Annotated in this window: 19 protein-coding genes; 12 read left to right on the top strand and 7 right to left on the bottom strand. The window is 73.3% G+C overall.

Features of this window, described 5'->3' with window-relative positions; genetic code table 11:
• Positions 1 to 39 precede the first annotated feature (39 nt).
• The 4 genes from CHF15_RS12530 (at position 40) to CHF15_RS12515 (ending at position 5,080) form a co-directional block, all read left to right on the top strand.
• Positions 40 to 1,491 (top strand): amidohydrolase family protein, encoded by a 1,452-nt coding sequence (locus CHF15_RS12530; protein WP_179279758.1) that lies wholly within the window; start codon positions 40 to 42, stop codon positions 1,489 to 1,491.
• Between the two features lie 54 nt (positions 1,492 to 1,545).
• Entirely contained in the window at positions 1,546 to 2,073 is a 528-nt protein-coding gene (locus CHF15_RS12525) for a DoxX family protein (RefSeq protein WP_089223805.1), read from the top strand.
• A 105-nt stretch (positions 2,074 to 2,178) separates the two neighbouring features.
• Positions 2,179 to 3,396 (top strand): phospholipase D-like domain-containing protein, encoded by a 1,218-nt coding sequence (locus tag CHF15_RS12520; protein ID WP_089223804.1) that lies wholly within the window; start codon positions 2,179 to 2,181, stop codon positions 3,394 to 3,396.
• 220 nt (positions 3,397 to 3,616) lie between these two features.
• Complete coding sequence (locus tag CHF15_RS12515) at positions 3,617 to 5,080, top strand: amidase family protein (RefSeq protein WP_089223803.1); 1,464 nt, start codon at positions 3,617 to 3,619, stop codon at positions 5,078 to 5,080.
• A gap of 48 nt (positions 5,081 to 5,128) precedes the next feature.
• On the opposite strand, the gene CHF15_RS12510 is transcribed toward CHF15_RS12515, so the two are convergent.
• Entirely contained in the window at positions 5,129 to 6,790 is a 1,662-nt protein-coding gene (locus CHF15_RS12510) for an ABC-F family ATP-binding cassette domain-containing protein (RefSeq protein ID WP_089223802.1), read from the bottom strand.
• A 377-nt stretch (positions 6,791 to 7,167) separates the two neighbouring features.
• On the opposite strand from CHF15_RS12510, the gene CHF15_RS12505 reads away from it, so the two are divergent.
• Positions 7,168 to 8,202: a serine/threonine-protein kinase gene (locus CHF15_RS12505; RefSeq protein WP_089223801.1), complete on the top strand. Its 1,035-nt coding sequence runs from the start codon at positions 7,168 to 7,170 to the stop codon at positions 8,200 to 8,202.
• 4 nt (positions 8,203 to 8,206) lie between these two features.
• Here CHF15_RS12505 and CHF15_RS12500 read toward each other — a convergent pair whose 3' ends face one another.
• Positions 8,207 to 9,373, bottom strand: coding sequence for a right-handed parallel beta-helix repeat-containing protein (locus CHF15_RS12500; RefSeq protein ID WP_089223800.1), 1,167 nt, complete (start codon positions 9,371 to 9,373; stop codon positions 8,207 to 8,209).
• Between the two features lie 236 nt (positions 9,374 to 9,609).
• Here CHF15_RS12500 and CHF15_RS12495 point away from each other — a divergent pair, with 236 nt between their 5' ends.
• A complete protein-coding gene (locus CHF15_RS12495; RefSeq protein ID WP_089223799.1) occupies positions 9,610 to 10,020 on the top strand; it encodes a DUF3662 domain-containing protein in 411 nt (136 codons plus the stop codon).
• Positions 10,021 to 10,048: 28 nt separating this feature from the next.
• Here the strand turns inward: CHF15_RS12495 and CHF15_RS12490 are convergent, their stop codons facing one another.
• Together CHF15_RS12490 and CHF15_RS12485 are read right to left on the bottom strand one after the other, a co-directional pair.
• Positions 10,049 to 10,519 carry a winged helix-turn-helix transcriptional regulator gene (locus CHF15_RS12490; RefSeq protein ID WP_089223798.1) on the bottom strand — a complete coding sequence of 157 codons (471 nt, stop codon included), beginning with the start codon at positions 10,517 to 10,519 and terminating at the stop codon, positions 10,049 to 10,051.
• Positions 10,520 to 10,603: 84 nt separating this feature from the next.
• The gene (locus CHF15_RS12485) at positions 10,604 to 11,323 is read right to left on the bottom strand and encodes an SDR family oxidoreductase (RefSeq protein ID WP_089223797.1); all 720 of its coding nucleotides are present in this window, start codon (positions 11,321 to 11,323) and stop codon (positions 10,604 to 10,606) included.
• 121 nt (positions 11,324 to 11,444) lie between these two features.
• Between CHF15_RS12485 and CHF15_RS12480 the strand changes: the two genes are divergently transcribed.
• The 6 genes from CHF15_RS12480 to CHF15_RS12455 all read left to right on the top strand — a co-directional run bounded on the left by CHF15_RS12480 (position 11,445) and on the right by CHF15_RS12455 (position 20,067).
• Positions 11,445 to 11,993, top strand: a complete 549-nt coding sequence (locus tag CHF15_RS12480) for a GNAT family N-acetyltransferase (protein ID WP_089223796.1) — start codon at positions 11,445 to 11,447, stop codon at positions 11,991 to 11,993.
• 10 nt (positions 11,994 to 12,003) lie between these two features.
• Positions 12,004 to 13,017, top strand: a complete 1,014-nt coding sequence (locus CHF15_RS12475; protein ID WP_245938797.1) for a WGR domain-containing protein — start codon at positions 12,004 to 12,006, stop codon at positions 13,015 to 13,017.
• Positions 13,018 to 13,091: 74 nt separating this feature from the next.
• A complete protein-coding gene (locus CHF15_RS12470) occupies positions 13,092 to 15,476 on the top strand; it encodes a SpoIIE family protein phosphatase (RefSeq protein ID WP_245938796.1) in 2,385 nt (794 codons plus the stop codon).
• Between the two features lie 321 nt (positions 15,477 to 15,797).
• Positions 15,798 to 18,092, top strand: coding sequence for an FdhF/YdeP family oxidoreductase (locus CHF15_RS12465; RefSeq protein ID WP_089223794.1), 2,295 nt, complete (start codon positions 15,798 to 15,800; stop codon positions 18,090 to 18,092).
• Positions 18,080 to 18,919: a formate dehydrogenase accessory sulfurtransferase FdhD gene (gene fdhD, locus CHF15_RS12460; protein WP_089223793.1), complete on the top strand. Its 840-nt coding sequence runs from the start codon at positions 18,080 to 18,082 to the stop codon at positions 18,917 to 18,919. The genes CHF15_RS12465 and fdhD overlap by 13 nt, the downstream gene beginning before the upstream one ends.
• Positions 18,920 to 19,149: 230 nt before the next feature.
• Positions 19,150 to 20,067 carry a LysR family transcriptional regulator gene (locus CHF15_RS12455; protein WP_089223792.1) on the top strand — a complete coding sequence of 306 codons (918 nt, stop codon included), beginning with the start codon at positions 19,150 to 19,152 and terminating at the stop codon, positions 20,065 to 20,067.
• Positions 20,068 to 20,275: 208 nt separating this feature from the next.
• Here CHF15_RS12455 and CHF15_RS12450 read toward each other — a convergent pair whose 3' ends face one another.
• The 3 genes from CHF15_RS12450 to CHF15_RS12440 are packed head-to-tail and all read right to left on the bottom strand — an operon-like array spanning position 20,276 to position 24,149.
• A complete protein-coding gene (locus CHF15_RS12450; protein ID WP_089223791.1) occupies positions 20,276 to 21,943 on the bottom strand; it encodes a glycoside hydrolase family 13 protein in 1,668 nt (555 codons plus the stop codon).
• The gene (locus CHF15_RS12445) at positions 21,940 to 23,136 is read right to left on the bottom strand and encodes a Gfo/Idh/MocA family oxidoreductase (RefSeq protein WP_089223790.1); all 1,197 of its coding nucleotides are present in this window, start codon (positions 23,134 to 23,136) and stop codon (positions 21,940 to 21,942) included. The genes CHF15_RS12450 and CHF15_RS12445 overlap by 4 nt, the downstream gene beginning before the upstream one ends.
• Positions 23,133 to 24,149: a glycoside hydrolase family 130 protein gene (locus tag CHF15_RS12440; RefSeq protein ID WP_089223998.1), complete on the bottom strand. Its 1,017-nt coding sequence runs from the start codon at positions 24,147 to 24,149 to the stop codon at positions 23,133 to 23,135. Before CHF15_RS12440 ends, CHF15_RS12445 begins: the two co-directional genes overlap by 4 nt.
• Positions 24,150 to 24,201 lie beyond the last annotated feature (52 nt).

Below are 24,201 nucleotides of genomic sequence, written 5' to 3'. Positions count from 1 at the left end.
AATAGCGTACTCGTGTCCGTCAAGCGGCCAAGGGAGTTCATGATGGATAAGGTCGAGGCATTCAGCCCGGGGCGGCCCACTGTTCTGCGCGGTGGGACCGTGCTGCCCGTCAACCGTGAGCGCGAGGTCCTCGCGGACACCGATGTGCTCGTCGTCGACGACCGGATCGCGGCGGTCGGTCCGCGACTGGCCGTGCCCGACGGGACGGTGGAGATCGACGCCACGGGCGGCGTCGTCATGCCGGGCATGATCGACACACACCGGCACATGTGGCAGACCGCGATGCGCGGTTACGGCGCCGACTGGACCCTCACGCAGTACTTCGTCTGGTACTACCTGGAGCACGGCAGGAAGTTCCGCCCCGAGGACGTGCACGCCGGCAACCGGCTCGCCGCCGTGGAGGCCCTCGACGCGGGCGTCACGACCGTCGTCGACTGGTCTCACGGCCTGCAGACCGTGGACCACGCCGACGCCGCCGTGGACGCCCTGCGGTCCGTGCCCGGCCGCTTCGTCCTGGCCTACGGCAACATCCAGCAGGCGCCCGCGGAATGGACCGCCGCGCCGGAGTTCCGCGACTTCGTCGGCCGCCGCGTCGACGGCGACGACATGCTCGGCTTCCAGCTCGCCTTCGACGTCACGGGCGACCCCGCCTTCCCCGAGAAGCCCGCCTTCGAGGTGGCCCGCGAACTGGGCGTCGCCGTCACCACCCACGCCGGGGTGTGGGGTGCCACCAACGACGACGGCATCCGCCTGATGTACGAGAACGGCTTCATGACCCCGCAGACGGTGTACGTCCACGCCTCGACGCTCAGCGCCGACTCCTACCACCGCATCGCGGCCACCGGCGGCTCGGTCTCCGTGTCGACCGAGAGCGAGCAGAGCGCCGGCCAGGGCTACCCGACGACCTGGGCCATCCGCTCGCACGACATCCCCGTCTCCCTGTCGATGGACACCAGCGTGTGGTGGAGCGGCGACCTGTTCTCCGCCATGCGCACCACCCTCGGCGCCGACCGTGCCCGCGCGCACCTGGAGGCGCACGCCCAGGGCGAGACCGTCACCCACTGCGCGCTGCGCGCCGACCAGGTGGTGGAGTGGGCCACCCTCGGCGGAGCCAGGGCCCTCGGCCGCGAGCGGGATCTGGGCAGCCTGGAGGCCGGCAAGAAGGCCGACATCGTCCTGCTGAAGAACGACCACTCGCCGGTCTCCTTCCCGCTGCTCAACCCGTACGGCCAGGTGGCCTTCCAGGCGCAGCGCGGCGACGTGCACACCGTGCTCGTCAACGGACGGGTCGTCAAGCACGAGCACCGCCTGCTCGGCGTCGACCTGGCCGCGGTGCGGCGCGAGGTTGAGCAGACCGTGGACCATCTGCGGTCCGCCATGGGCGAGGAGGAGTGGCGCAAGGGGATGAACCCCGACGTCCCCGAGACGAAGGTGCTCGACAACCCCTACACCTACACCGACTACCGCAGCGCCTCGACGCACGGCCAGTGACCCGGGGGCACGGGTGACGCGGGTGACACGGGTGACACGAAGGAGAACCGAGAGATGAACCTGGGGCTGCTGCTGCTCCGACTGCTGCTCGCCGCACTGCTCTTCGGCCACGCAACGCAGAAGCTGCGCGGCTGGTTCGGCGGGGCGGGCCTGGCCCGCACCGGCGCCGTCTTCGAGGGGTACGGCGTCGTCCCCGGGCCGCGGATGGCGCTGGTCGCCGGGGTGGCCGAGCTGACCGGAGCGGCGTCGGTCGCGGCCGGACTGCTGACGCCGGGCGGCTGCGCGGTCGTCGTCGGCACGATGACGGTGGCCGCCGCCTCGACGGCGCCGGGCGGCTTCTGGGCGCTGAAGGGCGGCTGCGAGGTGCCGTTCCTCTACGGCGCGGTCGCCGCGTGCCTCGGCTTCACCGGGCCGGGGGAGTGGTCGCTGGACCACGTCCTCGGCCTGACCTGGCAGCCGGCCCCCGCCTGGGGCGCGGCGGCGCTCGCGGCCGGTGTCCTCGCGGCGACGGTGCCGCTCGCCGGCCGCGCCAAGGTGCTGCGGAGCAGGAGGGAGTCCCCCGAGCCCCACGAGAACCCGTAGTCACTCCGGATAAGCGGCCTCCGGCCGGGCATACGGCTGGAGTACGCCACGCGACGCCGCGGCCGGACGGGCCGCGGCGGCACCGGAACCGGGGGGCACGACGGCATGGGCGCTTCGCTGGAGGAGACCGACCGCGCGGACGGGGACCGGCCGGAGCGCTCCGCCGCCGACCGCAAGCAGGAGCTGCGCCGCCGCCTGGAACGGCTGATCGGCATCGCCGCGACCGAGGGCAACTGCCTGCAGGCACTGAGGAACGGGGACGAGATCTTCCCCGCGATGCTGGACGCGATCCGCGCGGCGAAGCACACCGTCGACATGACCACCTTCGTCTACTGGCGCGGTCAGATCGCGCGCGACTTCGCGCACGCGCTGGCCGCCAAGGCGGCGGAGGGGGTGCGGGTGCGGTTGCTGCTGGACGGCTTCGGGGGGCGGCTGATCGAGCAGGAACTGCTCGACGGGCTGGACCGGGCCGGCGTGGACGTCGCCTGGTTCCGCAAGCCGGTGCGGCTCTCGCCGTTCAAGCAGAACCACCGCTGCCACCGCAAGGTCCTGGTGGTCGACGCCGAGGTGGCCTTCACCGGCGGCGTCGGCATCGCCGAGGAGTGGTGCGGCGACGCCCGGCACCCCGGGGAATGGCGGGACACCCACGTCCGGGTCACCGGCCCCGCCGTGGACGGGCTGGCCGCGGCCTTCGCCCAGAACTGGGCCGAGTGCCGGCGCAACGGGCTCTTCGACGAACGCGACCGCTTCGGCGAGCACGAGCAGAGCGGAGGCGCGATCGTCCAGGTCGTACGCGGCTCGGCGAGCGTCGGCTGGCAGGACATGCGCACCCTGCTCCGCGTGGTGATCGCCTCCGCGGAGCAGCGCATCCGGCTCGCGACCGCGTACTTCGCGCCCGACCCGTACTTCGTCGGCCTGCTCTGCCACGCGGCGGCGCGCGGGGTGGACGTCGAGATCCTGCTGCCCGGCCCGCACACCGACAAGCGCGTCTGCCAGCTCGCCGGGCAGCGCTACTACCAGCGGCTCCTCGACTGCGGCGTGCGGGTCTGGCACTACCAGCCGACGATGATGCACGCCAAGGTCATCACCATGGACGGCGTGGCCACCCTGATCGGCTCCACCAACTTCAACCGCCGCTCCCTCGACCACGACGAGGAGGTCATGCTGGCGGTGCTCGACGAGTCCTTCACCTCGGTCCTCGACGCCCACTTCGACGAGGACCTGCTGCGCAGCGAGCCCGTCGACGGCACGCGCTGGCGCGGCCGGCCGGCACTGGAGCGGGCCCAGGAGGTGGCGACCGCGCCCATCCGCCGCTTCCTGTGAGGACGGCGAGGATGATGGTGACGCCCCGCGGGACGGCCGAGCGGGGCGTACGGACCCCGGTCGCGTCAGCGCACCGTTCACCCTGGAGGGCGACATCAACGTCAACACCGGCACCGAACCGGCTGCGCCAGGCGGCCGGACCGACTCCGCCGACGCGGCGCGGCACGAGGAGTTCCCCGCCGACCTGGAGGTCGCGACGGTCGCGGAGCTGTCCGCCCTGATGGCCTCGGGCCGCGTCACGAGCGTCTCCCTCACCCGCGCCTACCTGCGGCGCATCGAGGACCTGGACGTCGGCGGACCGGCCCTGAACGCGGTGCGCTGCGTCAATCCCGCCGCCCTGGAGGAGGCCGCGGCGGCCGACGCGCGCAGGGCCGGCGGCGACCCCGGCGGGCCGCTGCTCGGCATACCGGTGCTCGTGAAGGACAACATCGACGTCCTCGGCATGCCGACCACCGCCTGCTCGGTGGTGCTCGCCGGCTCCCATCCCGCGCAGGACGCGCCACTGGTGACCGGACTGCGCGAGGCGGGGGCGGTGATCCTCGGCAAGGCGAACCTCACCGAGTTCGCCAACTACCTCACCGTCGGCATGCCCAGCGGTTACAGCTCGCTGGCCGGCCAGGTGCTCAACCCGTACGACCTGAGCGAGACGCCGAGCGGCTCCAGTGCCGGTTCGGGGGTCGCCGCCGCGGCCGGACTGGCCGCCGTCACCATCGGCACCGAGACCGACGGCTCCATCCTCAGCCCGGCGTCGGCCACGTCGGGGGTCGGGGTGAAGCCCACCCTGGGCCTGGTCAGCCGTACGGGCATCGTGCCCATCGCCTCCAGCCAGGACACCGCGGGCCCGATGACGCGGACCGTCGCGGACGCCGCCGCCCTGCTCACCGTCGTCACCGGCACCGATCCCGAGGACCCGGCCACCGCCGGCAACCCCCTCGAAGGCCACGACTTCACCGCCGACCTGTCACCCGACGCCCTGCGCGGCGCGCGCATCGGCGTCGTCGCGGAGCAGGCACCCGAGGACGGCACGGACGAACGGGCCCTGTGGGACGCGGCCCTGGACGCACTGGCGCGACGCGGCGCCGAACTCGTCGACGTCCGTATCGAGGCGCGCCGCCGGTACGACGTCGCCTCCCCGGTGCTGAGCCACGAGTTCAAGCGCGACCTCAACGCCTACCTCGCGCGGCTGCCCGAGGGGGCGCCGGTGCGCACCCTCGCCGACGTGATCGCCCACAACGAGGCCCACGCGGGCCTCGCCCTGAAGTTCGGGCAGACGCTCGCCCTCGCCGCGCAGGCCAGGGACCTCGGGCCGGACAGCGCGGACACCGTCGAGTACGAGGCCGCCCGCGCCCGGGACCTGGAGGAGAGCAAGGACCGCATCGACGCCCTCATGGCCGAACACGACGTCACCGCCCTGCTGTTCGTGAACAGCGGCAGCTCCTCCATCGGCGCCAAGGCGGGCTACCCCTCGGTCACCGTCCCCGCGGGCTACCTGGCGGCCAATCGCAGGCCGTTCAACATCACCTTCCTCGGACGGGCGTGGAGCGAGCCGCTGCTCCTCGGCTACGCGTACGACTACGAGCAGGCGACCCGGCTGCGCAGGCCGCCGTCCGCCGTCAACCCCACCCTGCTGCGCAGCCGTTCGCTCGCGGTGCCGGCGCCGAGGGCGGCGGACGAGGTGCGCTGACGGCGTCGGCGCGCGGGACCGCCCCGCACGAGCGGGGCGGTCCCGCGGTCAGCGCTGCCCGGCGTCCTCCAACAGGCCGCGCACCTGCCCGGCGGTGGTCTCGTGGAGTTCCTCGCCCACGAGCAGCCAGCGCGTGATCCCGACCGACTCCAGGAACGGCAGGTCGTGGCCGGCGACGACGAGTGCGCCCCGGAAGGACGCGAGGGCGCTCGTCAGCTGACGGACGCCGTCCATGTCGAGGTTGTTGGTGGGCTCGTCCAGGATCAGCAACTGCGGGGCCGGCGCGGCGAGCATCGCGGCCGCCAGGGCGGCGCGGAAGCGCTCCCCGCCGGAGAGGGTGCCCGCGGGCTGTTCGGCACGGGCCCCCCGGAACAGGAACCGCGCGAGCTGCGCCCGGATCTCGTTCTCGGAGGCCCCGGGGGCACCGCGGGCGACGTTGGCGGCCACGCTCAGCTCCTCGTCCAGGACGTCGAGGCGCTGCGGCAGGAACCGCAGCGGCACGTGCGTCCTCGCCTCCCCGGACAGCGGGGCGAGTTCCCCGGTGAGCGTGCGCAGCAGCGTCGTCTTGCCGGCCCCGTTGCGGCCGACCAGCGCCACGCGTTCCGGCCCGCGGAGCCGGAGGTCGCCCGACCGCAACGAACCGAAGCGCGGCCGCAGTCCCCGCAGGGTCAGCACGGTGCGGCCGGCCGGGACCGCGGTGTGCGGCAGGTCGACCCGGATCTCCGCGTCGTCGCGGATCGCGTCCGCGGCCGCCTCACGGCGTTCGTGCGCCTGGGCGAGCCGGTCCTCCTGCACCCCGCGGAGCCGGTCGGCGGACTCCTGCGCGGAGCGCTTGCGCTCACCGGCGACGATGCGCGGGGCGCGCCGCTGGGCGTCCATCTTCCGGCTGTGCCGACGGCGGCGGTCGGCCGCGATCCGTGCCTCGTCCAGTTCGCGCCGCTGGCGGCGCACGTCGGCCTCGGCGGCGCGGAGCACGCGTCCGGCCGTCTCCTGCTGGGCGGCCACGGCCTCCTCGTAGTCCGACCACCCTCCGCCGTACCAGGTGACGGAGCCCGCGCGCAGTTCGGCGACGCGGTCCACGCGCTCCAGCAGCTCGCGGTCGTGGCTGACCACGACCAGGACGCCGGAACGCCAGGAACCGACGGTCTCGTGGAGCCGGCGGCGTGCGAAGAGGTCGAGGTTGTTGGTGGGTTCGTCGAGGAGGAGGACGTCGGGGCGGCGCAGCAGCAGTGCGGCCAGGCGCAGCAGCACGGTCTCGCCGCCGGACATCCGTCCGACGGTGCGGTCCAGTTCGACGCCGCCGAGTCCCAGGGAACCCAGGGTCGCCAGGGCGCGTTCCTCGACGTCCCAGTCGTCGCCGACGGTCTCGAAGTGCTCCTCGCCGACGTCCCCCGCCTCGATGGCCCGCAGGGCGGCGCGCCGCTCCGCGATGCCGAGGGCCTGGTCGACGCGGAGACCGGTGTCGAGGGTGACGTCCTGGGGCAGGTAGGCGAGGCTGCCGCCGACGGTCACCGACCCCCGGGTGGGACGCAGCCGGCCGGCCAGCAGCTTCAACAGGGTGGACTTTCCGGTGCCGTTGGCGCCGACCAGTCCGGTGCGGCCGCGGCCGACGGCCAGGGAGAGCCCGTCGACCACGGGTGTGCCGTCCGGCCACCGGAAGGACAGGTCGGAGCAGCCCAGGGACGGGCCGGTCGTGGTGGGGGTGGACATGATGGTCCTCGCAGTCGCAGGCGCAGGGATGGCGGGCTTCGTGTGCGAGCACCACGCGGCGACCGTGCCAGGACGGGGAAGGGTGCGGTCCTCCGGGGGACGGGGACGGCTCGTGCACCGAGGTCGCAAGCGCGCGGGGTCACGGGCGCCGGGAAGACCGGCTGCGGGGTGACCGGCGTACGGCGGGGCCGTGCGCGCGATGGTCGCGGACCTCAGATGAGCAACGTCCACCTCTATCGGAGACGACAGGACCCGGGAACTGTACCTCAGGTCGCCGGGGAGACGCGTGGCCGCGAATTGCCCGGGCCCGGTCGATACACTTCAGGAAGGGGGCGGGGAAGGTTCTCCGGTGTCCGGCCGCGTGGCGGTGGTACGCGATGAATTCGATTCCGCATGACGTGAGCGTGTACGCCGGGCGGTCCTCCGGGCTCATCGGTGCCCAGATCGCCGGGTACCGCGTGGAGCGGGAGATCGGCCGCGGCGGAATGGCCGTCGTGTACTGCGCCCGGGACCTGCGGCTCGACCGCATGGTGGCGCTGAAGCTGCTCGCCCCCGAGCTGGCCCGCAACGACACCTTCCGCCGACGTTTCACGCACGAGTCGCGGGTGGCCGCCGCCATCGACCATCCCCACATCGTGCCGATCTTCGAGGCCGGGGAGACCGACGGTGTGCTCTACATCGCGATGCGTTACGTGTCGGGCCTCGACCTGCGGGCGCTGTTCGACCGGGACGGTCCGCTGCCCGTCCCCACCGCCCTGCGCATCGCCGCGCAGGTGGCCTCGGCGCTGGACGCGGCGCACGAGCACGACCTGGTGCACCGCGACGTGAAACCGGGGAACGTGCTCGTCGCCAAGGGCACCGACAGCGACCACCCCGAGCACGTCTATCTCACGGATTTCGGGCTGACGAAGAAATCGCTGTCGCTGACCGGATTCACCACCGTCGGCGAGTTCGTCGGCACGCTGGACTACGTGGCACCGGAGCAGATATCGGGGCGCCCGGTGGACGGCCGCTGTGATCTGTACAGCCTGGCCTGCGTCGTCTACGAGAGCCTGACCGGGGGCCTGCCCTTCGAGCGCGAGGAGGACATGGCCCTGCTGTGGGCGCACCAGTACGACCAGCCGCCACCCCTGACCGAGCGGCGGCCGGACATCCCTCCGGGCATGGACGACGCCATGGCCAAGGCGCTCGCGAAGGTCCCCGAGGACCGTTTCGAATCCTGCCTGGAGTTCGTGGGCGCCCTGCGGGCGGCCGCGGCGGGGCCTGAAGAGACGGCCGCGCGGGGGATCTCCCCCGACGACCAGGTCACCCGGGTGACGCCCCGGGCGGCGGCGGTCCCCGCGCCGCCGGGACCGCCGCCGGACCCGCCGATGTGGGCCCGGGCGGTCTTCCGTCGTCTGTCGGGTCTCTGAGACGTCAGCTGCTGGGGGCGACGCTGGGTGCGGTGCTCGGCGCGTCGCTGGGTGAGCTGTTGGGCAGCTGCTTGGGCTCGGTGGTCTCCATCGTGTTGTTGACGAACGTGTTGCCCTTGCCCTTGAGATCGCGGTTGGCGAGGTCGGCCGGCTTGTTGCCGCGGGCGACGTTGTCGCGGATGGTGTTCTCGGAGTTGGACGTCCCCACGACGCTGCCGAACAGCACGATGCCCCCGGACATGGGGGACTTGCCGCTGTTGTCGCGCACGTCGTTGTTGGTCACGACGGTCTTCTCGACGCCCGTGAGCAGGATGCCCGTGCCCTGGATGAACGGCAGGCGGGCGCTGGCCGCGCAGTACTTGTTGTTCCCGGTCACCGTGTTGTGGGTGACGGTCAGCGCGCCGCCCCGCGGGACGCCCTCGTCGCCGACGACGAAGACGCCGCCGCAGTTGCCGGTGATCTGGTTGTTCTCGACCTTGACGCCCCGGACACGGCGCAGACCGACGCCGATCCGGTTCTCCGACAGCTTGTTGCCCTCGATGACGGCGCCCTTGGTGTCGAGGGCACCGCCCTCGGTGTCCATGGAGTTGGCGAGGAAGATGCCCGAATCGGCGTTGTTGCGGGCGGTGTTGTCACGGAAGACGGTGCGGACCGACTTCTCCACGAGGATGCCCTGCACCTTGTTGTCCCGCGCCGTGACACGGACGACCTGCAGTCCGTCGGCCCCCGTCGCGTGGATGCCGGCCTTCTTGAACCCGGCGACCGTCAGCGACTCCAGCGTCACGTCGGAGGGCTTCTTCTGCGCCGTACCGCTGACGCAGATGCCCTCGCCCGCCTTGGCGCAGGCGTTCTCGTCGCCCTTCGCGCTCGGGGAGATGACGGTGCCCGTGCCCGCTCCGCGCAGCGTCAGCCGCGGCGTGCTGATCTGGACGCTCTCGTGGTACGTGCCGGCCGCGATGTCGATGACCTGGCCGGGCTCGGCACGGTCCACCGCCGACTGGATGGATTCCCCCGCGCGGACGGAGATCTTCTTCTGCGCGTCCGCTGCCTGCGAGGCCGCGGACTGCGAGGCCGTGGGCTGCGACTCGCCGCCGCACGCGACCGCGCCCCCCACGATGGTCGCCGTGGCGGCCGCCGCGACGACGGCCCTGCGGGACCGACAGAGCTTCATGTGTGTGCACCTGCTTCCCGTGATATGTGATCAGCATCAGCCGGAAACAGACGCTATGGACGGATGTGACACCTCGCCACTCCAGAGCGCACGGCACGCGGGTGACGCTGCCCTGATCGGCCGATGGGTCCGGGAACCACGGGGGCGCCGGGTCCGGTGGCCGGGAATCGACCCGGTACGGCTGATGGGGTGGCCGCACCGGCATCAGGGCCGGTGCCCCGGGCAGGCGCATCGTCATGGGAACGCTGACGCGATGGGAACGGCTGATCGAGCACTGGGAACGGGCGCTGGTGGCGAGGGTGCGCCGTCGGGGGCCGGTGGAACTGCTGGACGCCCTGCGCCGCGAGTGTGACGGACGGGCGGTGGTGTGCAGTCCGACCCGTGTGGTGGTGCCGAACGTGTACACGGTCGAACTCGCCGACACCCCGCACCGGGAACTGGTTCCGCACCGGGCCCGCGTGGGGGAGGCGCTGACGGATTCCCTGCTGCGGCACGCCGACCGGTGCGGTTACGAATGGGCGGGCCCGGTCACCGTGCGGATCGTACGGTCCGCCCATGTGCCCAACGGGCGCTACCGGGTGAGCAGCAACCCCATGAGCCGGATCCGCGCGGACGCGCTCGCCCGGATCGCTCCCGGGCCGCAGTGAACCACCCGCCGCGTACGGAGGGCCGAGGTCAGCGCGCGAGGCCCTGCGAAGGGGCGAACTCCACGTCCGTCACCGGGAGCACGGTGCCCGCGTCGTCGACGAAGGCGACGCTGACCGGGCGGCCCCCGGCCGCCGAGCGGCGGAGGTGCGCAGGGCCCCGCGCGGGGGTCCGGTGCACGTCGCCCCACTGCTGGAGCGCCGCGAGGATCAGTCGCAGTTCCTCGCCCGCCGGGGTCAGGTGGTAGCTGTACCGGGTGCGGCTGCCCGGCTCCCGGTACGGCCGCTTCTCCATGATTCCCTCGTCCACGAGCGAGCCCAGGCGGCCGGTCAGCAGGTCGGGGGCGATGCCGAGTTCCCGGCGGAAGTCCGCGAAGCGTGTCACCCTCCGCAGCGCCGCCTCGCGCAGGATGAGGAGCGTCCACTTGTCGCCGACGACCTCGAGGGTCCGGGCGATCGAGCAGACGGTCTCTTCCCTGCCGGTTGCCTTGGCGCTGGACATGGACTCAGTCTACCTCTGGATTGATATTCCCAAGTCAGCGCTCCTCGTGGCACCGGCCGGCGGGTGAGCCGCGTCCGCCCCCGGTCAGAGGGCCTGCGGGGCGGGCAGGCCGGGGTAGAGCAGTTCGAGCCCGCCGGACAGCGCGGCCCGCACGGCGCGGCTGCGGTCGTCGGCGACGACCTCCAGCGCCCGCTCCTCGATGCCGTCCAGGGCCAGGCCCGCCACCCAGGCCGGGTCCACCTTGTCGGCCGGGGCGACGTAGTCGGCCATCTCGGTGTCCATGTAGCCGACGTGGAGCGCGGTGACGTCGACGCCGGACGCGGCGAGCTCCTGCCGGACGACGTTGGTCATCGCCCACTCCGCGGCCTTGGCCGAGCTGTAGCCGCCGTATCCCGGGCGGTGGACCCAGGAAAGGATCGACAGGACGTTGAGGACCGCGCCGCCGCCGTTCGCCGCGATCAGGGGCGCGAAGGCCCGCGTGACGCCCAGGGTGCCGAAGAAGTGGGTCTCCATCTCCAGGCGGATGTCGGCCATGTTCCCGTCGGTGAGTCCCACATGGGTGCTGACGCCCGCGTTGTTGATCACGAGGGTGGCGTCGGAGGCTGTCCTGGCCGCCATGGCGATCGACTCGGGGTCGGTGATGTCCAGCCGGAGCGGCTCGACGTCCGGCAGATCGAGGGCCTCTGGGTTGCGGACGCCCGCGTAGACCTTGGCGGCGCCCCGGTCGAGCAGCTGGGTGGCCAGGTGGCGGCCGAGGCCGCGGCCGGCTCCGGTCACGACGGCGACGGAGTTCTTGATGTCCATGGGGGCGCTCATTCCGTTGGGCTGGGTTTGTGTCTCCAATCTAGGTCGGCTGAGTTCTGAAATGCAACTCAGCTGGAAAAACAGCTTGCCCGCGGGACGTGGCTCCCGTTGGCTTGGCGGCGTGACCGAACTGCGCACCGAACGTCTGCTCCTCCGCCGCTGGCACGACCGCGACCTCGCGCCATGGGCGGCGATGAACGCCGACCCCGAGGTGCGCGAGCACCTGGGGGAGCCGCTGACCCGCGAGCAGAGCGACGCCTCGGTGGCCCGGTTCCTGGCCGAGTTCGACGAGCGCGGTTACGGCTGGTGGGCGGTCGAGGTCCGGGCGAGCGGGGAGTTCGCCGGCTTCGCGGGCCTGGACCGGGTGGACGACGGGCTGCCCTTCACGGGGGTGGAGATCGGCTGGCGCCTGGCCCGTGGGGCCTGGGGCAAGGGCTACGCCACCGAGGCCGCCCGGGCCGTCCTGGCCTTCGGCTTCGGCACCCTCGGGCTCCCCGAGATCCTCGCGGTGACCACCGCCGGGAACCTCCGTTCCCAGGCCGTCATGGGCCGTATCGGCATGACCCGCGACCTCGCGGGCGACTTCGACGACCCCACTGCCCCCGCGGGGCCGCTGCGCCCCAACGTGCTGTACCGGATAGCCGCGGGCGCGCCCGACGCGGTCCTCTAGCATGGCGGCCGTGAGGCGGCGCGGAGCGCACGGCGGCGCCGCGGACGCCGGAGGGCCGATGACGGGGTGGCGGCGGTTCGAGTCCCCGGGAGCGGGGAGGCCCGAGTACCGGGAGATCCGCCAGGAGGGGATCCGCTGCTTCCTGCGCTGGGGCCCCGTCGGCGGGAGGGGCAAAGGGAGCACCTCGACGCTGAACGACGAGGAGCACGCCCGGCGCCATGCCGCGCGCAAGGCCGGCGAGTGGCTGCGCAAGGGCTTCACGGAGGTCGACCCGCCGCACGACGAGGCCGGACCCGACCCGGAGGCGAAGGTCCTCGACGTGCTCCGGGCGGGCCCCCGGCCGCAGGCCCCGGCCGCGGAGTACCTGCCGGTCGAGGGCTTCGACGAGGTGTACCGCCATGTGACGGCCCCCGGCCGGCCGGTGGGATTCCACGAGTACGTGGTCCTGCGCGACGACGGACGCGGCGCCGTCCGCTTCGCCGTACGGGCCGACCGGAGCGACGCGGCGGCGGTGTCCGCCTTCCTGGGCTTCGTGTCCACCCGTCGTGACCTGGCCTTCGACGGGAGCTCGCACCACAAGGTGCCGCTGCCGGAGCCGGTCGGGGCGTTCACCCACGCGCTGTTCTGCGCACCGGCGCTCGGGCAGGGCTGCGTCGCGTACCCCGCCGTCGCCGACCGCGTCGCCGCGGCCTTCCCGGTCTTCGACTGCGAGATCGGCGACGCGGATCCCGAGGTCCTGGTCGACGCGCGGATCCACGGGCACGGCTCGCTGCCCTACGCCGACTGGGCCCGGGCGCCGCAGCCGGTCGTCGACCTCCGTTTCGACGTCCGGCCCTCCCACTACCGGGGGACGCGGACGTTCAAGGTGTTCGGCACGGCCGATCTCGAGGCCCTCGTGGCGGCGCTGCCGGGTGCGGACCCCGCGAGCCGGCTGGACGTGCGCTCGTTCCGGGGCGAGATCCGGCGCTTCACTCCCGCCGAAGTCCCGTCCCTCGCCGAGGTGAGGTCCTTCCTGCACGGCTGAGGCGGCCCCGAGTGGTGACCTCGCGCGCCTGCGCAACACTGGGAACCGGAGGACCGGAACGTGATGGGACGGTCATGGGCACTGGGGCATCGCGAGGACACGGCGAAGAGGGCGAGGGGCCGGCCGGACGCAGCGCGGCGCGGTTGGTGATCGACGCCCACGGCGCGGTCGTCGTGTGGAGCCCGGGGGCGGAGCGGCTCCTCGGCCACCGTTCGGGCGACGTGCTCGGCCGGCCGGTGACGGAGCTGCTGGCCCCGGATCCCGGCACCGGTCCCGCCGACGACAGCGGCACGGGGTCCGGGTGCGTCCTCCTGCGGCACCGCGACGGCACCACGGTGGCCTGCCGGCCGGTCCTGCGGACCGTACGCGACGACGGGACGGGCCCGCGCCTGACCGTCGACCTGCTCGCCGGGGCGGCGGGACTCACCCCCGACATCGAAGGCGCCCTCCTGGAGGCCCTGTTCACGCGCTCACCCATCGGCCTTTTCGTGCTGGACCCGCAGCTCAGGCTGATGCGCTTCAACGCGGCGGCGGAGGGTATGCACGACCATCGGTCGCGGCTCGCCCTGGGGCGGCGGCCGACCGAGGTGTGGCCCGACTTCAGCGCGGAGCTCGCCGAGCAGGTGATGGGCCGGGTGCTCAGGACCGGCGAGGCCGCGATCTCCTTCGAGAAGCGCGGCCGTCCGCCCGGCGACCCCGCCCGGGAACACGTCTACTCGGCGTCCGCCTTCCGGCTCGAGGCGGAGGACGGCCGCATCCTCGGCGTGGCCGACGCCTTGGTCGACGTCACCGAGCGCCACCTCGCCGAACAGCGCCTGGCCCTGATGGCCGAGGCCGGCCGGCGGATCGGCACCACGCTGGACCCGGTCCGTACGGCGCAGGAACTGGCCGAGGTGGCCGTACCCGGGCTGGCCGACTGCGTGAGCGTGGACCTGCTGGCCCCCCTCCTCGGCGGCGACGACATGGCGGCGGGCTCCGTCGAGGACGACACCGGGCTGCGGCGCGCCGCGACCTCGGCCCGCTGCGGCCGGACCGGCCCCTACACGACGGGCGCGGTCGGCACCCACCTGGCACGCGCGCCCGCCCTGCGGGTGCTCGCCGACCACGAGCCGTGCCTGGTTCCCCGGCTCGCCGAGGACGGCGCGTGGATCCGGGACGACCCCGTGCGGGGCGGCAGGGTGCTGGAGGAGCGGGTGCACTCCCTGATGGTGGTGCCGCTGCTGGTCCGCGACTGCGTGCTGGGCCTCGTCACCTTCCACCGGTGGGACCCGGACCTCGGGCCCTTCGGCGACGACGACCTCTCGCTCGCCGTCGACCTCGCCGGTCGTGGCGCCATGGCGCTGGACAACGCCCATCGCTACGTGCGCGAGCGCAACGCCGTCCTCGCACTGCAGCGCGGCATGCTTCCCCAGCGGCTGCCCGCTCCCAGCGCCGTGGAGTGGGCCCACCACCTGGTGCGTTCCGGTGCCGGCGGCGACTGGACGGAGGTCATCCCGCTGCCCGGCGCGCGGGTCGCCCTCGTCAGCGGCAGCACCCCCGGCCGCGGCATGCGCACCGCGGCGACCATGGGCCGGCTGCGGGCGGCCGTGCACACCCTGGCCAACCTTGACCAGGCGCCGGACGAGGTCCTCGCCCGTCTGGACGACCTGGTGCGCAACCTCGCCGACGAGCACGCGGGCGCGGGCTCCGGTTCCCCGGTGGGCGCCACCTGCCTCTACCTCGTCTACGACCCCGTGACCCGGCTGAGCACCATGGCCTCGGCCGGCCACCCGCCGCCGAGCGTCGTCCACCCCGACCACACCGTGCGGACCCCGCAGGCCCCCGAGGGCGAGCCCCTCGGACGCCCCGGGCCGTCGTTCGGGATGACCACCCTGGAACTGCCCGAGGGGTGCATGCTGGTGCTCCGCACCCCCGGGCTGCTGCAGAGCCGGCCGGAGGGGACGGGGCAGGCGGAGTTCGAACGGCTGCTGGCCACGCCCTGCGACTCCCTGCAGGACATGAGCCTGCTGCTCACCGAGGCCCTGGTCCCCGCGGACCCGGACCGCGACGCCTCCGTGCTGGTGGCCTGCCCCCGTCCCCTCGGCTCCGACCGCGTCGTGACGTGGGACCTGCCATGCGACCCGGCCGCGGTGGCCACCGCCCGTACGCTGGCGACGCGCCAGCTCTCCGCGTGGGCCCTGCAGGAGGAGTGCTTCGCCACCGAACTGATCGTCAGCGAGCTGGTCACCAACGCCATCCGGTACGCGGCACCGCCGATCCAGCTGCGGCTCATCCGCGACCGAGCGCTGACCTGCGAGGTCTCCGACACCAGCAGCGCCGCCCCCTTCCTGCGGCACGCCCGCACCACCGACGAGGGCGGCCGCGGCCTGCTGCTGGTCTCCCAGTTCGCGGAGCGCTGGGGCACCCGCTACCGGGAGCGCGGCAAGACCATCTGGACCGAGCAGACGATCGCCGTCTAGATGCCCGAGGGCTGTGGTCGTGTGCGGCGTGAACGGCGCGGTGACGGTGCCGAATTCTCTTGGACGGTGGAACGAACGGCCTCGGGAAATTTCCGGATGGTGGGGCCATTTGTCTTTTGCGCGCGTCTTTCGCCGCCTTCCCACGGATGTGAAAAGTGCCGCCCCGAGCAGGGAGTTCACGTTCGGGTTCCTTCATCGGCGCCGCCTATCAAGCAACAGGAACGGCCTCTTTGACGGGCCGGTGAAGCGGGCTTAGCTTTTCTGCGAATCGGTATTCGCGGCGGTTTCCGCGGAGTCGGAAGCCGGGAAGGCAGGGCAGGCATGAGCGCTCTGGAGGACCCAACGGACGAGCACCTGGAGATCACCTCGCCCAAGACCTGGGCGGCCGGTCTCCCCGCGGTCGCGCACGCACTGCAGTACTCGCTGAGCCAGACCTCGCCCCGCCGGACCATGCTGACCCTGCTGAACGTCAACCAGGCCAAGGGCGTCGACTGCCCCGGCTGCGCCTGGCCGGAGGCGGCGCCGGGCAAGCGGCACATGAACGAGTACTGCGAGAACGGCGCCAAGCACATCAACGACGAGGCGACGTCGCACCGCGTACGGCGCGAGTTCTTCGAGCGGCACACCGTCGACGAATTGGGCCGCAAGTCCGACTACTGGCTCAACCAGCAGGGCAGACTGACCGAGCCGATGGTCAAGCGGCCGGGCGCGGAGCACTACGAGCCCATCTCCTGGGACGACGCCATCGCCCTGATGGCAGACGAACTGCGCGCCCTGGACTCCCCGGACGAGGCCCTGTTCTACACCTCCGGACGGGTCGGCAACGAGGCCGCCTTCCTCCTCCAGCTCTTCGCCCGCGCCTACGGCACCAACAACCTGCCGGACTGCAGCAACATGTGCCACGAGTCCAGCGGCTCCGCGATGACGGAGACGCTCGGCGTCGGCAAGGGCACCGTCAGCCTGGACGACATCCACGAGGCCGACCTGATCTTCGTCGTCGGCCAGAACCCCGGCACCAACCACCCGCGCATGCTGTCCGCACTGGAGGAGACCAAGCGGAACGGCGGAAGCGTCGTCGCCGTCAACACCCTGCCCGAGGCCGGGCTGATGCGCTTCAAGAACCCGCAGAAGGCGCGCGGCGTCGTCGGGCGCGGCACGGTCATCGCCGACCAGTTCCTGCACATCCGCGCGGGCGGCGACCTCGCCCTCTTCCAGGCGCTGAACCTGCTGCTCCTGGAGGCCGAGGACGCCGCTCCCGGCACGGTCCTGGACCACGACTTCATCCGCGAGCACAGCACGGGCTTCCAGGAGTTCGCCGAGCAGGCGCGCAAGACGTCGTGGGACGACGTGCTGACGGCCACCGGCCTGACGCGCGAGGAGATAGAGCAGGTCCACGAGCGCGTCCTGGCCGCCAAGAGCGTCATCGTCTGCTGGGCCATGGGCGTCACGCAGCAGAAGCACGGTGTGCCGACCATCCGCGAGATCGTCAACTTCCTGATGCTGCGCGGCAACCTGGGCAGGCCGGGCGCCGGGGCGTGCCCGGTGCGCGGCCACAGCAACGTCCAGGGCGACCGCACCATGGGCATCTGGGAGAAGATGCCGCAGAGCTTCCTCGACTCCCTGGGCCGGGAGTTCGGCTTCACGCCCCCCGCCAAGCACGGCCACGACTCCGTCAACGCCATCCGCGCCATGCGCGACGGCGAGGCGAAGTTCTTCCTCGGGGTCGCGGGGAACTTCATCCGGGCCACGCCCGACAGCGATGTCACCGAGCAGGCCATGCGCCGCTGCCGGCTGACGGCGCACATCTCCACCAAGCTCAACCGCTCGCACACCGTGTGCGGCGACACCGCGCTGATCCTGCCCACCCTGGGCCGCAGCGACCGGGACATGCAGGCGGGCGGCGAGCAGTTCGTCACCGTCGAGGACTCCATGAGCATGGTGCACGCCTCCCGCGGCAAGCTGGCGCCCGCCTCCCCCGACCTGCTGAGCGAGGTGGCGATCATCAGCCGGCTGGCCCGGGCCACCCTCGGCGGGACCCCGGAGATCGGCTGGGAGGAGTTCGAGGCCGACTACGGCACCGTCCGGGACCGGATTTCCCGGGTCGTGCCGGGGTTCGAGGACTTCAACCGGCGCGTCGCCGAACCGGGCGGATTCCAGCTGCCGAACCCGGTGAACGCGATGACCTTCCGGACGCCCAGCGGCAAGGCCGTCTTCACCCGCAACGACTTCGAGATGCCGCTGGCCCCCAAGGGCCACCTCATCCTGCAGTCGCTGCGGTCGCACGACCAGTGGAACACCGTCCCGTACGCCATGGACGACCGCTACCGCGGCATCCGGGGCGGCCGCCGGGTCGTCATGGTCAACCCCGAGGACATCGAGGACCTGGGGCTCACCGAGATGCAGATGGTGGACCTGGTGAGCATCTGGACCGACGGCAGCGAGCGCCGGGCCGAGTCCTTCCGCCTGGTCCCCTACCCCACCTCGCGGGGGTCGGCCGCCGCCTACTACCCGGAGACCAACGTCCTGGTCCCGCTGGACAGCGTCGCGGACGTCAGCAACTGCCCCACGTCCAAGGCCGTCGTCGTACGACTGGAGGCGGCGGCATGGGCCGGGTGACCGCGCGGCGGCGGGTGCTGCGGATCAGGGACGGGGTGCCCGGGCACCGCTCGGACACGCTGGCCGCCGAGGAGCCGATGGAGATCCGCGTCGGCGGCCGCGCGCTGACGATCACCATGCGCACCCCGGGCAGCGACTTCGACCTCGCGGTGGGCTTCCTCGTCAGCGAAGGGGTCGTCCACGGACCGGACGAGGTGCTGGGCATCCGCTACTGCGCCGGCGCCACGGCTGACGACGGCAACACCTACAACATCGTCGACGTCGTCCTGGCGCCCGGTGTGCGGCTCCCCGACGTCTCCCTGGAGCGCAACTTCTACACCACCTCCTCCTGCGGCCTGTGCGGCAAGGCGAGCCTGGACGCGGTGCGGACCACGCAGCACTGGAGTGTGGCGGGCGACGACACGGAGATCGACTCCGAGGTGCTCTTCACCCTCCCCGACCGGCTGCGGGCGGCGCAGCGGGTCTTCGACAGCACGGGCGGGCTGCACGCGGCCGGGCTGTTCACGACGGACGGCGAGATGCTGTGCCTGCGTGAGGACGTGGGCCGCCACAACGCCGTCGACAAGGTGGTCGGCCACGCGCTGCAGGAGGGGCTGCTGCCGCTGCGGGGCACCGTGCTCATGGTCAGCGGGCGGGCGTCCTTCGAACTCGTGCAGAAGGCGGCCATGGCGGGCATCCCGGTGCTGGCCGCGGTGTCCGCGCCGTCCTCCCTCGCCGTGGACCTGGCCGACGAGACGGGGATGACCCTGGTGGGCTTCCTGCGCGGCCGCTCGGCGAACGTGTACACCGGCGCCGAGCGGTTGCGCGCGGGCGCGCCCGTCGCCTGACGCGAGGCGGTGGGCGCGCTCCTCCCGAGTGCGCCCACCGTTCCGCGCGCGGGCCGCATCCACGACTCGCCCCGCACGGCACTCACCGGTTCACTGGGAAGAGGAGCGCTCCGGGCATCTCGCGGAGGCGGGCGCCGTCGGCCCGCCGGGAGCGACTTGGTATACAGCTCGGAACCGGCGACGACTCCGACGCGTATCCAGGCCGGCGGAATCCTGAGAGGTGCTCAGCCGTGCTCTTCCGGCAGCTCGAATACCTGGTGGCCCTGGCGCAGGAGGGGCACTTCGCCCGTGCCGCGCAGAGCTGCGGGGTGTCCCAGCCCTCGTTGTCCGAGGGCATCCGCAAGCTGGAGGAGGAGATGGGGGTCCCGCTGATCCAGCGGGGCCGGCGGTTCGACGGCCTGACCGCCGAGGGCGAGCGCGTCGTGGTGTGGGCGCGGCAGATCCTGGCCGACCGGGACGCCATGGAGGGCGAGGTCGCCGCCATGCGCACCGGCCTGAGCGGCCGTGTCCGCATCGGCGTCGTGCCCAGCGCCGCCACCGCCGTGCCGCGCCTGGTCGACCCGCTGTGCACGCGGCACCCGCTGCTCACCGCGCACATCGTCAACGACCTGACGTCGAGCGACATCCTCACCATGCTCAGGGACTTCACCCTGGACGCCGCCGTCACCTACCTGGACGACGAGGTGCGCGCCGCCTTTCGTACCGTGCCGCTGTACCGGGAGAAGTACGCGCTGCTCACCGACGCCTCGTGGGCCCCGGTCGGCGGCGCCACGGTGTCCTGGGCGGAGGCGGCGGCCCTGCCGCTGTGCCTGCTCACCCCGACCATGCGGGGACGGCGCACCATGGACGCCCTCTTCGCCGCGGCCGGGGCCGAACCGGTGGCGAGGGTGGAGACCGACTCGTTCGCCTCGCTGATCGCGCACGTCGTGCCCGGACGGTGGGCCGCGATCGCCCCCCTGGCCTGGATCCATGCCCTGGGAGTGCCGCCAGGGGTGCGGGCCGTCCCGATGGTGGAGTCCGCCCGGGCCGCCGAGATAGGGCTGGTCGCCTTCCGCCGGGATCCCGAGTCCGTGATGGTGCAGGCACTGGTCGCCACCGCACAGCACGCCGACCTCAAGCCGCTGGAATCGCTTCCCCGGATGCAGTGAGGGCGGTGCTCGCGGCCGCCGGCGGCGGGGCGGACGCCCGCCCTGCCCCCGCGAGCCCGGCCCCGGGCCGGGGCCGAAGGGCCACGCCCTCTCCCTCGACACCATCGGCCGCCCCGCGGCCGCCGGGAACCCTCGCTGCTCCGACAGTCCGGACTGTCGTGCCGACGGCCGTTCGCCGAGGGGCGGACGGAGCCCTGGCACCGCCGCTCTAGGACGCGATCGCGGTCGTGCCCCCGGCACTGCGGAGCCAGACGGTGGTGTCCGCGGGCACCGTGCGGCCGTCGAGCGGGGTGCTGGCCAGCAGCACCTCGTCGCCGTCCGCGAGGGGCAGCGGTTCGGGACCGAAGTTGGTCAGGCACCGCAGACCCGGTGCGCGGTCGAAGGCGAACCAGGAACCGTCCGCCGGCCCCTCCGGGGCCGCCACCGCGTCGGCCGGGACCGGCGCGGCGCGCCGCAGGCGCAGCGCGGCGCGGTACAGGGCGAGCATCGAGGCGGGGTCGTCCTCCTGGGCCCGTACGGTGAGGTCCGCCCAGTCGCCCGGCTGCGGGAACCAGCAGGCGTCCGGGGCGGCGGTGCTGAACCCGTACGGTGCCGACGCGCCCTCCCAGGGCAGCGGCACCCGGCAGCCGTCGCGGCCGCGTTCGAGGTGGCCGGAACGCTCCCAGAGCGGGTCGCGCAGCCGGTCGTCCGGTATGTGGGCCTGCGGCAGGCCCAGTTCCTCGCCCTGGTAGACGTAGGCGGCACCGGGCAGCGCGAGCATGAGCAGCGCGGCGGCCCGGGCGCGGCGCCGCCCGCGCGGCCCGCCGCCGTACCGGGTGACCGGGCGGACCGCGTCGTGACTGGAGAGGACCCAGGTGACCGGTGCCCCGACGGCCCGCATCGACGCGGCGGACCGCTCGATGACCGCGCGCATCTCCGCCCCGTCCCAAGAGGACTCCAGGAAGGCGAAGTTGAAGGCCTGCTGCATCTCGCCCGGGCTGACGTACCGGGCCAGCCGGGCCGGTTCGAAGACGGCGGCCTCGGCCACCATCACCCGCTGCTCCGGAGGGACCGCGCCGGGCGGGGCCGGGTGGGTGTCCAGGAGCCGGCGCCAGGTGCGGAACAGCGGGTGCAGTTCCTCCTGGTCGTGGTACGGCATCAGGTGGTTGCGCAGGATGTCCTGGTGCTGCCCGGGCCCGGCGTCGGGGAGGCCGGGGGCCTTGAAGAGGGTGTGCGCCACGTCGATGCGGAAGCCGTCGACCCCGCGGTCCAGCCAGTGCCGGAGGATCCGCTCGAAGTCCGCGACGACCTCCGGGTGCCGCCAGTCGAGGTCCGGCTGCTCGGGTGCGTGCAGGTGCAGATACCACTCGCCCGGGCCGCCGTCCGGCGCCGGGACCCGGGTCCACGCCGGGCCCCCGAAAGCCGACTGCCAGTCGTTCGGGGGGAGTTCACCGTCCACGCCGCGGCCGGGGCGGAAGAGGTAGCGGTCCCTGGCCGCGCTCCCCGGGCCGGCCGCGAGGGCCTCCCGGAACCAGGGGTGCGTGTCGGAGGTGTGGTTGGGGACGAGGTCGATCAGGACCTTCAGCCCCAGCCCATGGGCGCGCGCGACCAGGGCGTCGAAGTCCGCTTCGGTGCCGAGGTCGGGGGCGACGGCGGTGTGGTCGGCGATGTCGTAGCCGCCGTCGGCCAGCGGGGACGGGTAGAACGGGGTGAGCCACACCGCGTCGGCCCCGAGCCGGGCCACGTGGTCCAGGCGGGCGGCGGCGCCGGCGAGGTCGCCGACGCCGTCCCCGTCACCGTCGGCGAACGCGCGCGGGTGGATCTCGTAGCAGACGGCGTCCCGCCACCAGGGCGCCGCCGGCTCGGGACCGGTGGTGCTGCTCACGATGCTCCTCATGCTCCGGATCGGTCCGAGGGGACCGGGAGGGTACGGCCGCTCCGCGCGGAGCGGGTGGCGGTCTCGGCCACCGCGACCGCGGTCCGACCGGACCGCGCGTCGGCCACCGGGGTGCCGCCCTCGGTCGCGCAGCGCAGCAGGTCGGTGAAGGCGGCACGTACGCTCTCCGCGTACACGTGCTGCTTGCGCGCCTCGCCGCCCAGGTCGACCACGCAGGTCACCCGGTGCGGGACGCTGCGCTCGACACCGCGGCCGCGGGCGGGCGCCGCCGGTCCCGCGTCACGTTCCACCGTGACGGTGACCCGCTCCCCGCCGTGCGGTCGCAGCCCGGGCACGGCCAGCAGACCGGCGGCGCGCGCGGGCAGTTCCTCCCAGCGGCGGGCGCCCCGCTCGTCCGTCCAGGCCGTGACCGTCGCGTGGGCCGGGATCCAGCCGGTGACCCGGGCCTCGGCGAAGCCGTAGTCCAGGCGCATCAACTGCCGTTCGGCGCGGTGGGCGTGGGTGAAGGAGTGGGTGTGGGTCGCGACGGCGCCGCCCGGGTGGGTGGCGGTGGCGACGACGATGTCGACGGGGCCGCCGTCGCGGCGGACGGCCGTGCCGTGCACCTCGACGGGCTCGCTGCCCATGAGGGCGCGGGCCGCGTCGAAGAAGTGCACGCCGTGCTCGACGTGGATGCCGCCGCTGTGGGCGGGGTCCCAGAACCAGTGGCCGGGGCCCAGGTCCTCGTCGGCGGCGTCGTTCTCGAAGGCGAAGCGCACCAGCGGGTCCAGCAGCCCTTCCTCGCGGAGGCGCTGCAGCATCCGCAGGACGGGGTTGTAGCGCAGGACGTGGTCGACGACGAGGACCCCGGTGGAGCGCTCGGCCTCCGCCTCCACCCGCAGGGCGTCCTCCAGCGTCACGGCCAGCGGCTTCTCGCAGAAGACGTGCCGGCCCGCGCGCAGCGCGCCGACGGCGAGTTCCGCGTGGGTGGCCGGGGGAGTGGCGATCGCCACGACGTCCACACCGGGGAAGCCGGCCAGCGAAGCGGCGTCGCCGGCGACGGCGGCGCCGTGCCGCCGCGCGAGGGCGGCGGCACGGTCACCGTCGGGGTCGGCGCACGCGACGACGCGTACGCCGGGGAGGTCGGCCACGGCGTCCAGCAGATAGGCGCCGAACGCACCGCAGCCGGCCAGGCCCAGACCGAGCGGAGTCACTCGGCACGGTCCAGGCGGGCCACGCCGATGTGCGCGTCGGCCATGCCGTAGAACACGTAGCGGACGCCGTCGATCTCCTCGATCGCGGTCGGGAAGACGACGTTGGGCACGGTGCCCGAACGCTCCTCCTCCGTCTCCGGCTCCATCAGCGGCTCGTCGGTGCGGGCCAGGATCCGGGACGGGTCCTGCGGGTCGAGGATCATCGCGCCCGCCGCGTAGCTGACCTTCTGCTGCTGGGCGAAGGGGTCGTCGATCGTGCCGGACACGCCGTGGTGGATGAGCAGCCAGCCCTCCTCGACGCGGATCGGGGCCGGGCCCGCGCCGATCTTGAGCTCCTCCCAGGGGTGCTCGGACAGCGCCACCAGGCGGTGGTCGCGGGGCCGGGCCAGGGCGCTCAGGTCCTTCTCGACCTCGGCGACGGGGACGTAGGAGATCCAGATGCCGGGGCGCTCGTCGGTCACGCCGGCCGGCAGGTGCACGCCCTCGCCGGGGCGGAACCAGCCCAGGTCCCACATCGGGCGGTGCAGCATCGCGAAGCAGGGCGTGCCGTCCGGGCCCGGGACGGGCTCGGGGAAGTGCACCACGTCCTTGTTCGGGAAGAGGTTGAGGTCGGTGTCGAGGTCGGCCTGGTAGGCGAACTGGATCGGGCCCAGGCGCTCCCAGGTGACCAGGTCCTTCGAGACGGCCAGCGCGGGCTTGGGGCCGAGCGGGCCGTAGGCGACGTACGACATGACGTGCAGCCCGAGCGCCTCGATCCACGTCGTGCGCGGGTCCTCCACGCCGGCGTTGTTCTTGCCGCGCTCCCAGCCGGCGTCGGGGGCGAGGACGACGCCGCGGCGCTCGACGCCGGTGGGCACGCCGTCCTCGAGCACGACCTCGGCGAGGCCCACGCGGGAGACGTTGCCCTCCGCGACGAGACGGGGCAGCAGGTGCAGGGTGCCGTCCGGGGTGCGGCCGGACGCGGGGTTGAGCACGCCCTCGGCCTCGTTCGCCTCGCCTGCCAGCGGGGACATCACGACGCCGATGCGGGTCAGGCGGTAGGGCACGGTGGTGGAGCCGGTGGAG

It is taken from the genome of Actinacidiphila glaucinigra, assembly GCF_900188405.1.
Classification (GTDB): Bacteria; Actinomycetota; Actinomycetes; order Streptomycetales; family Streptomycetaceae; genus Actinacidiphila; species Actinacidiphila glaucinigra.
Note: the sequence above shows the minus strand (reverse complement) of the source record. Positions and strands in the feature narration are given on the sequence as shown.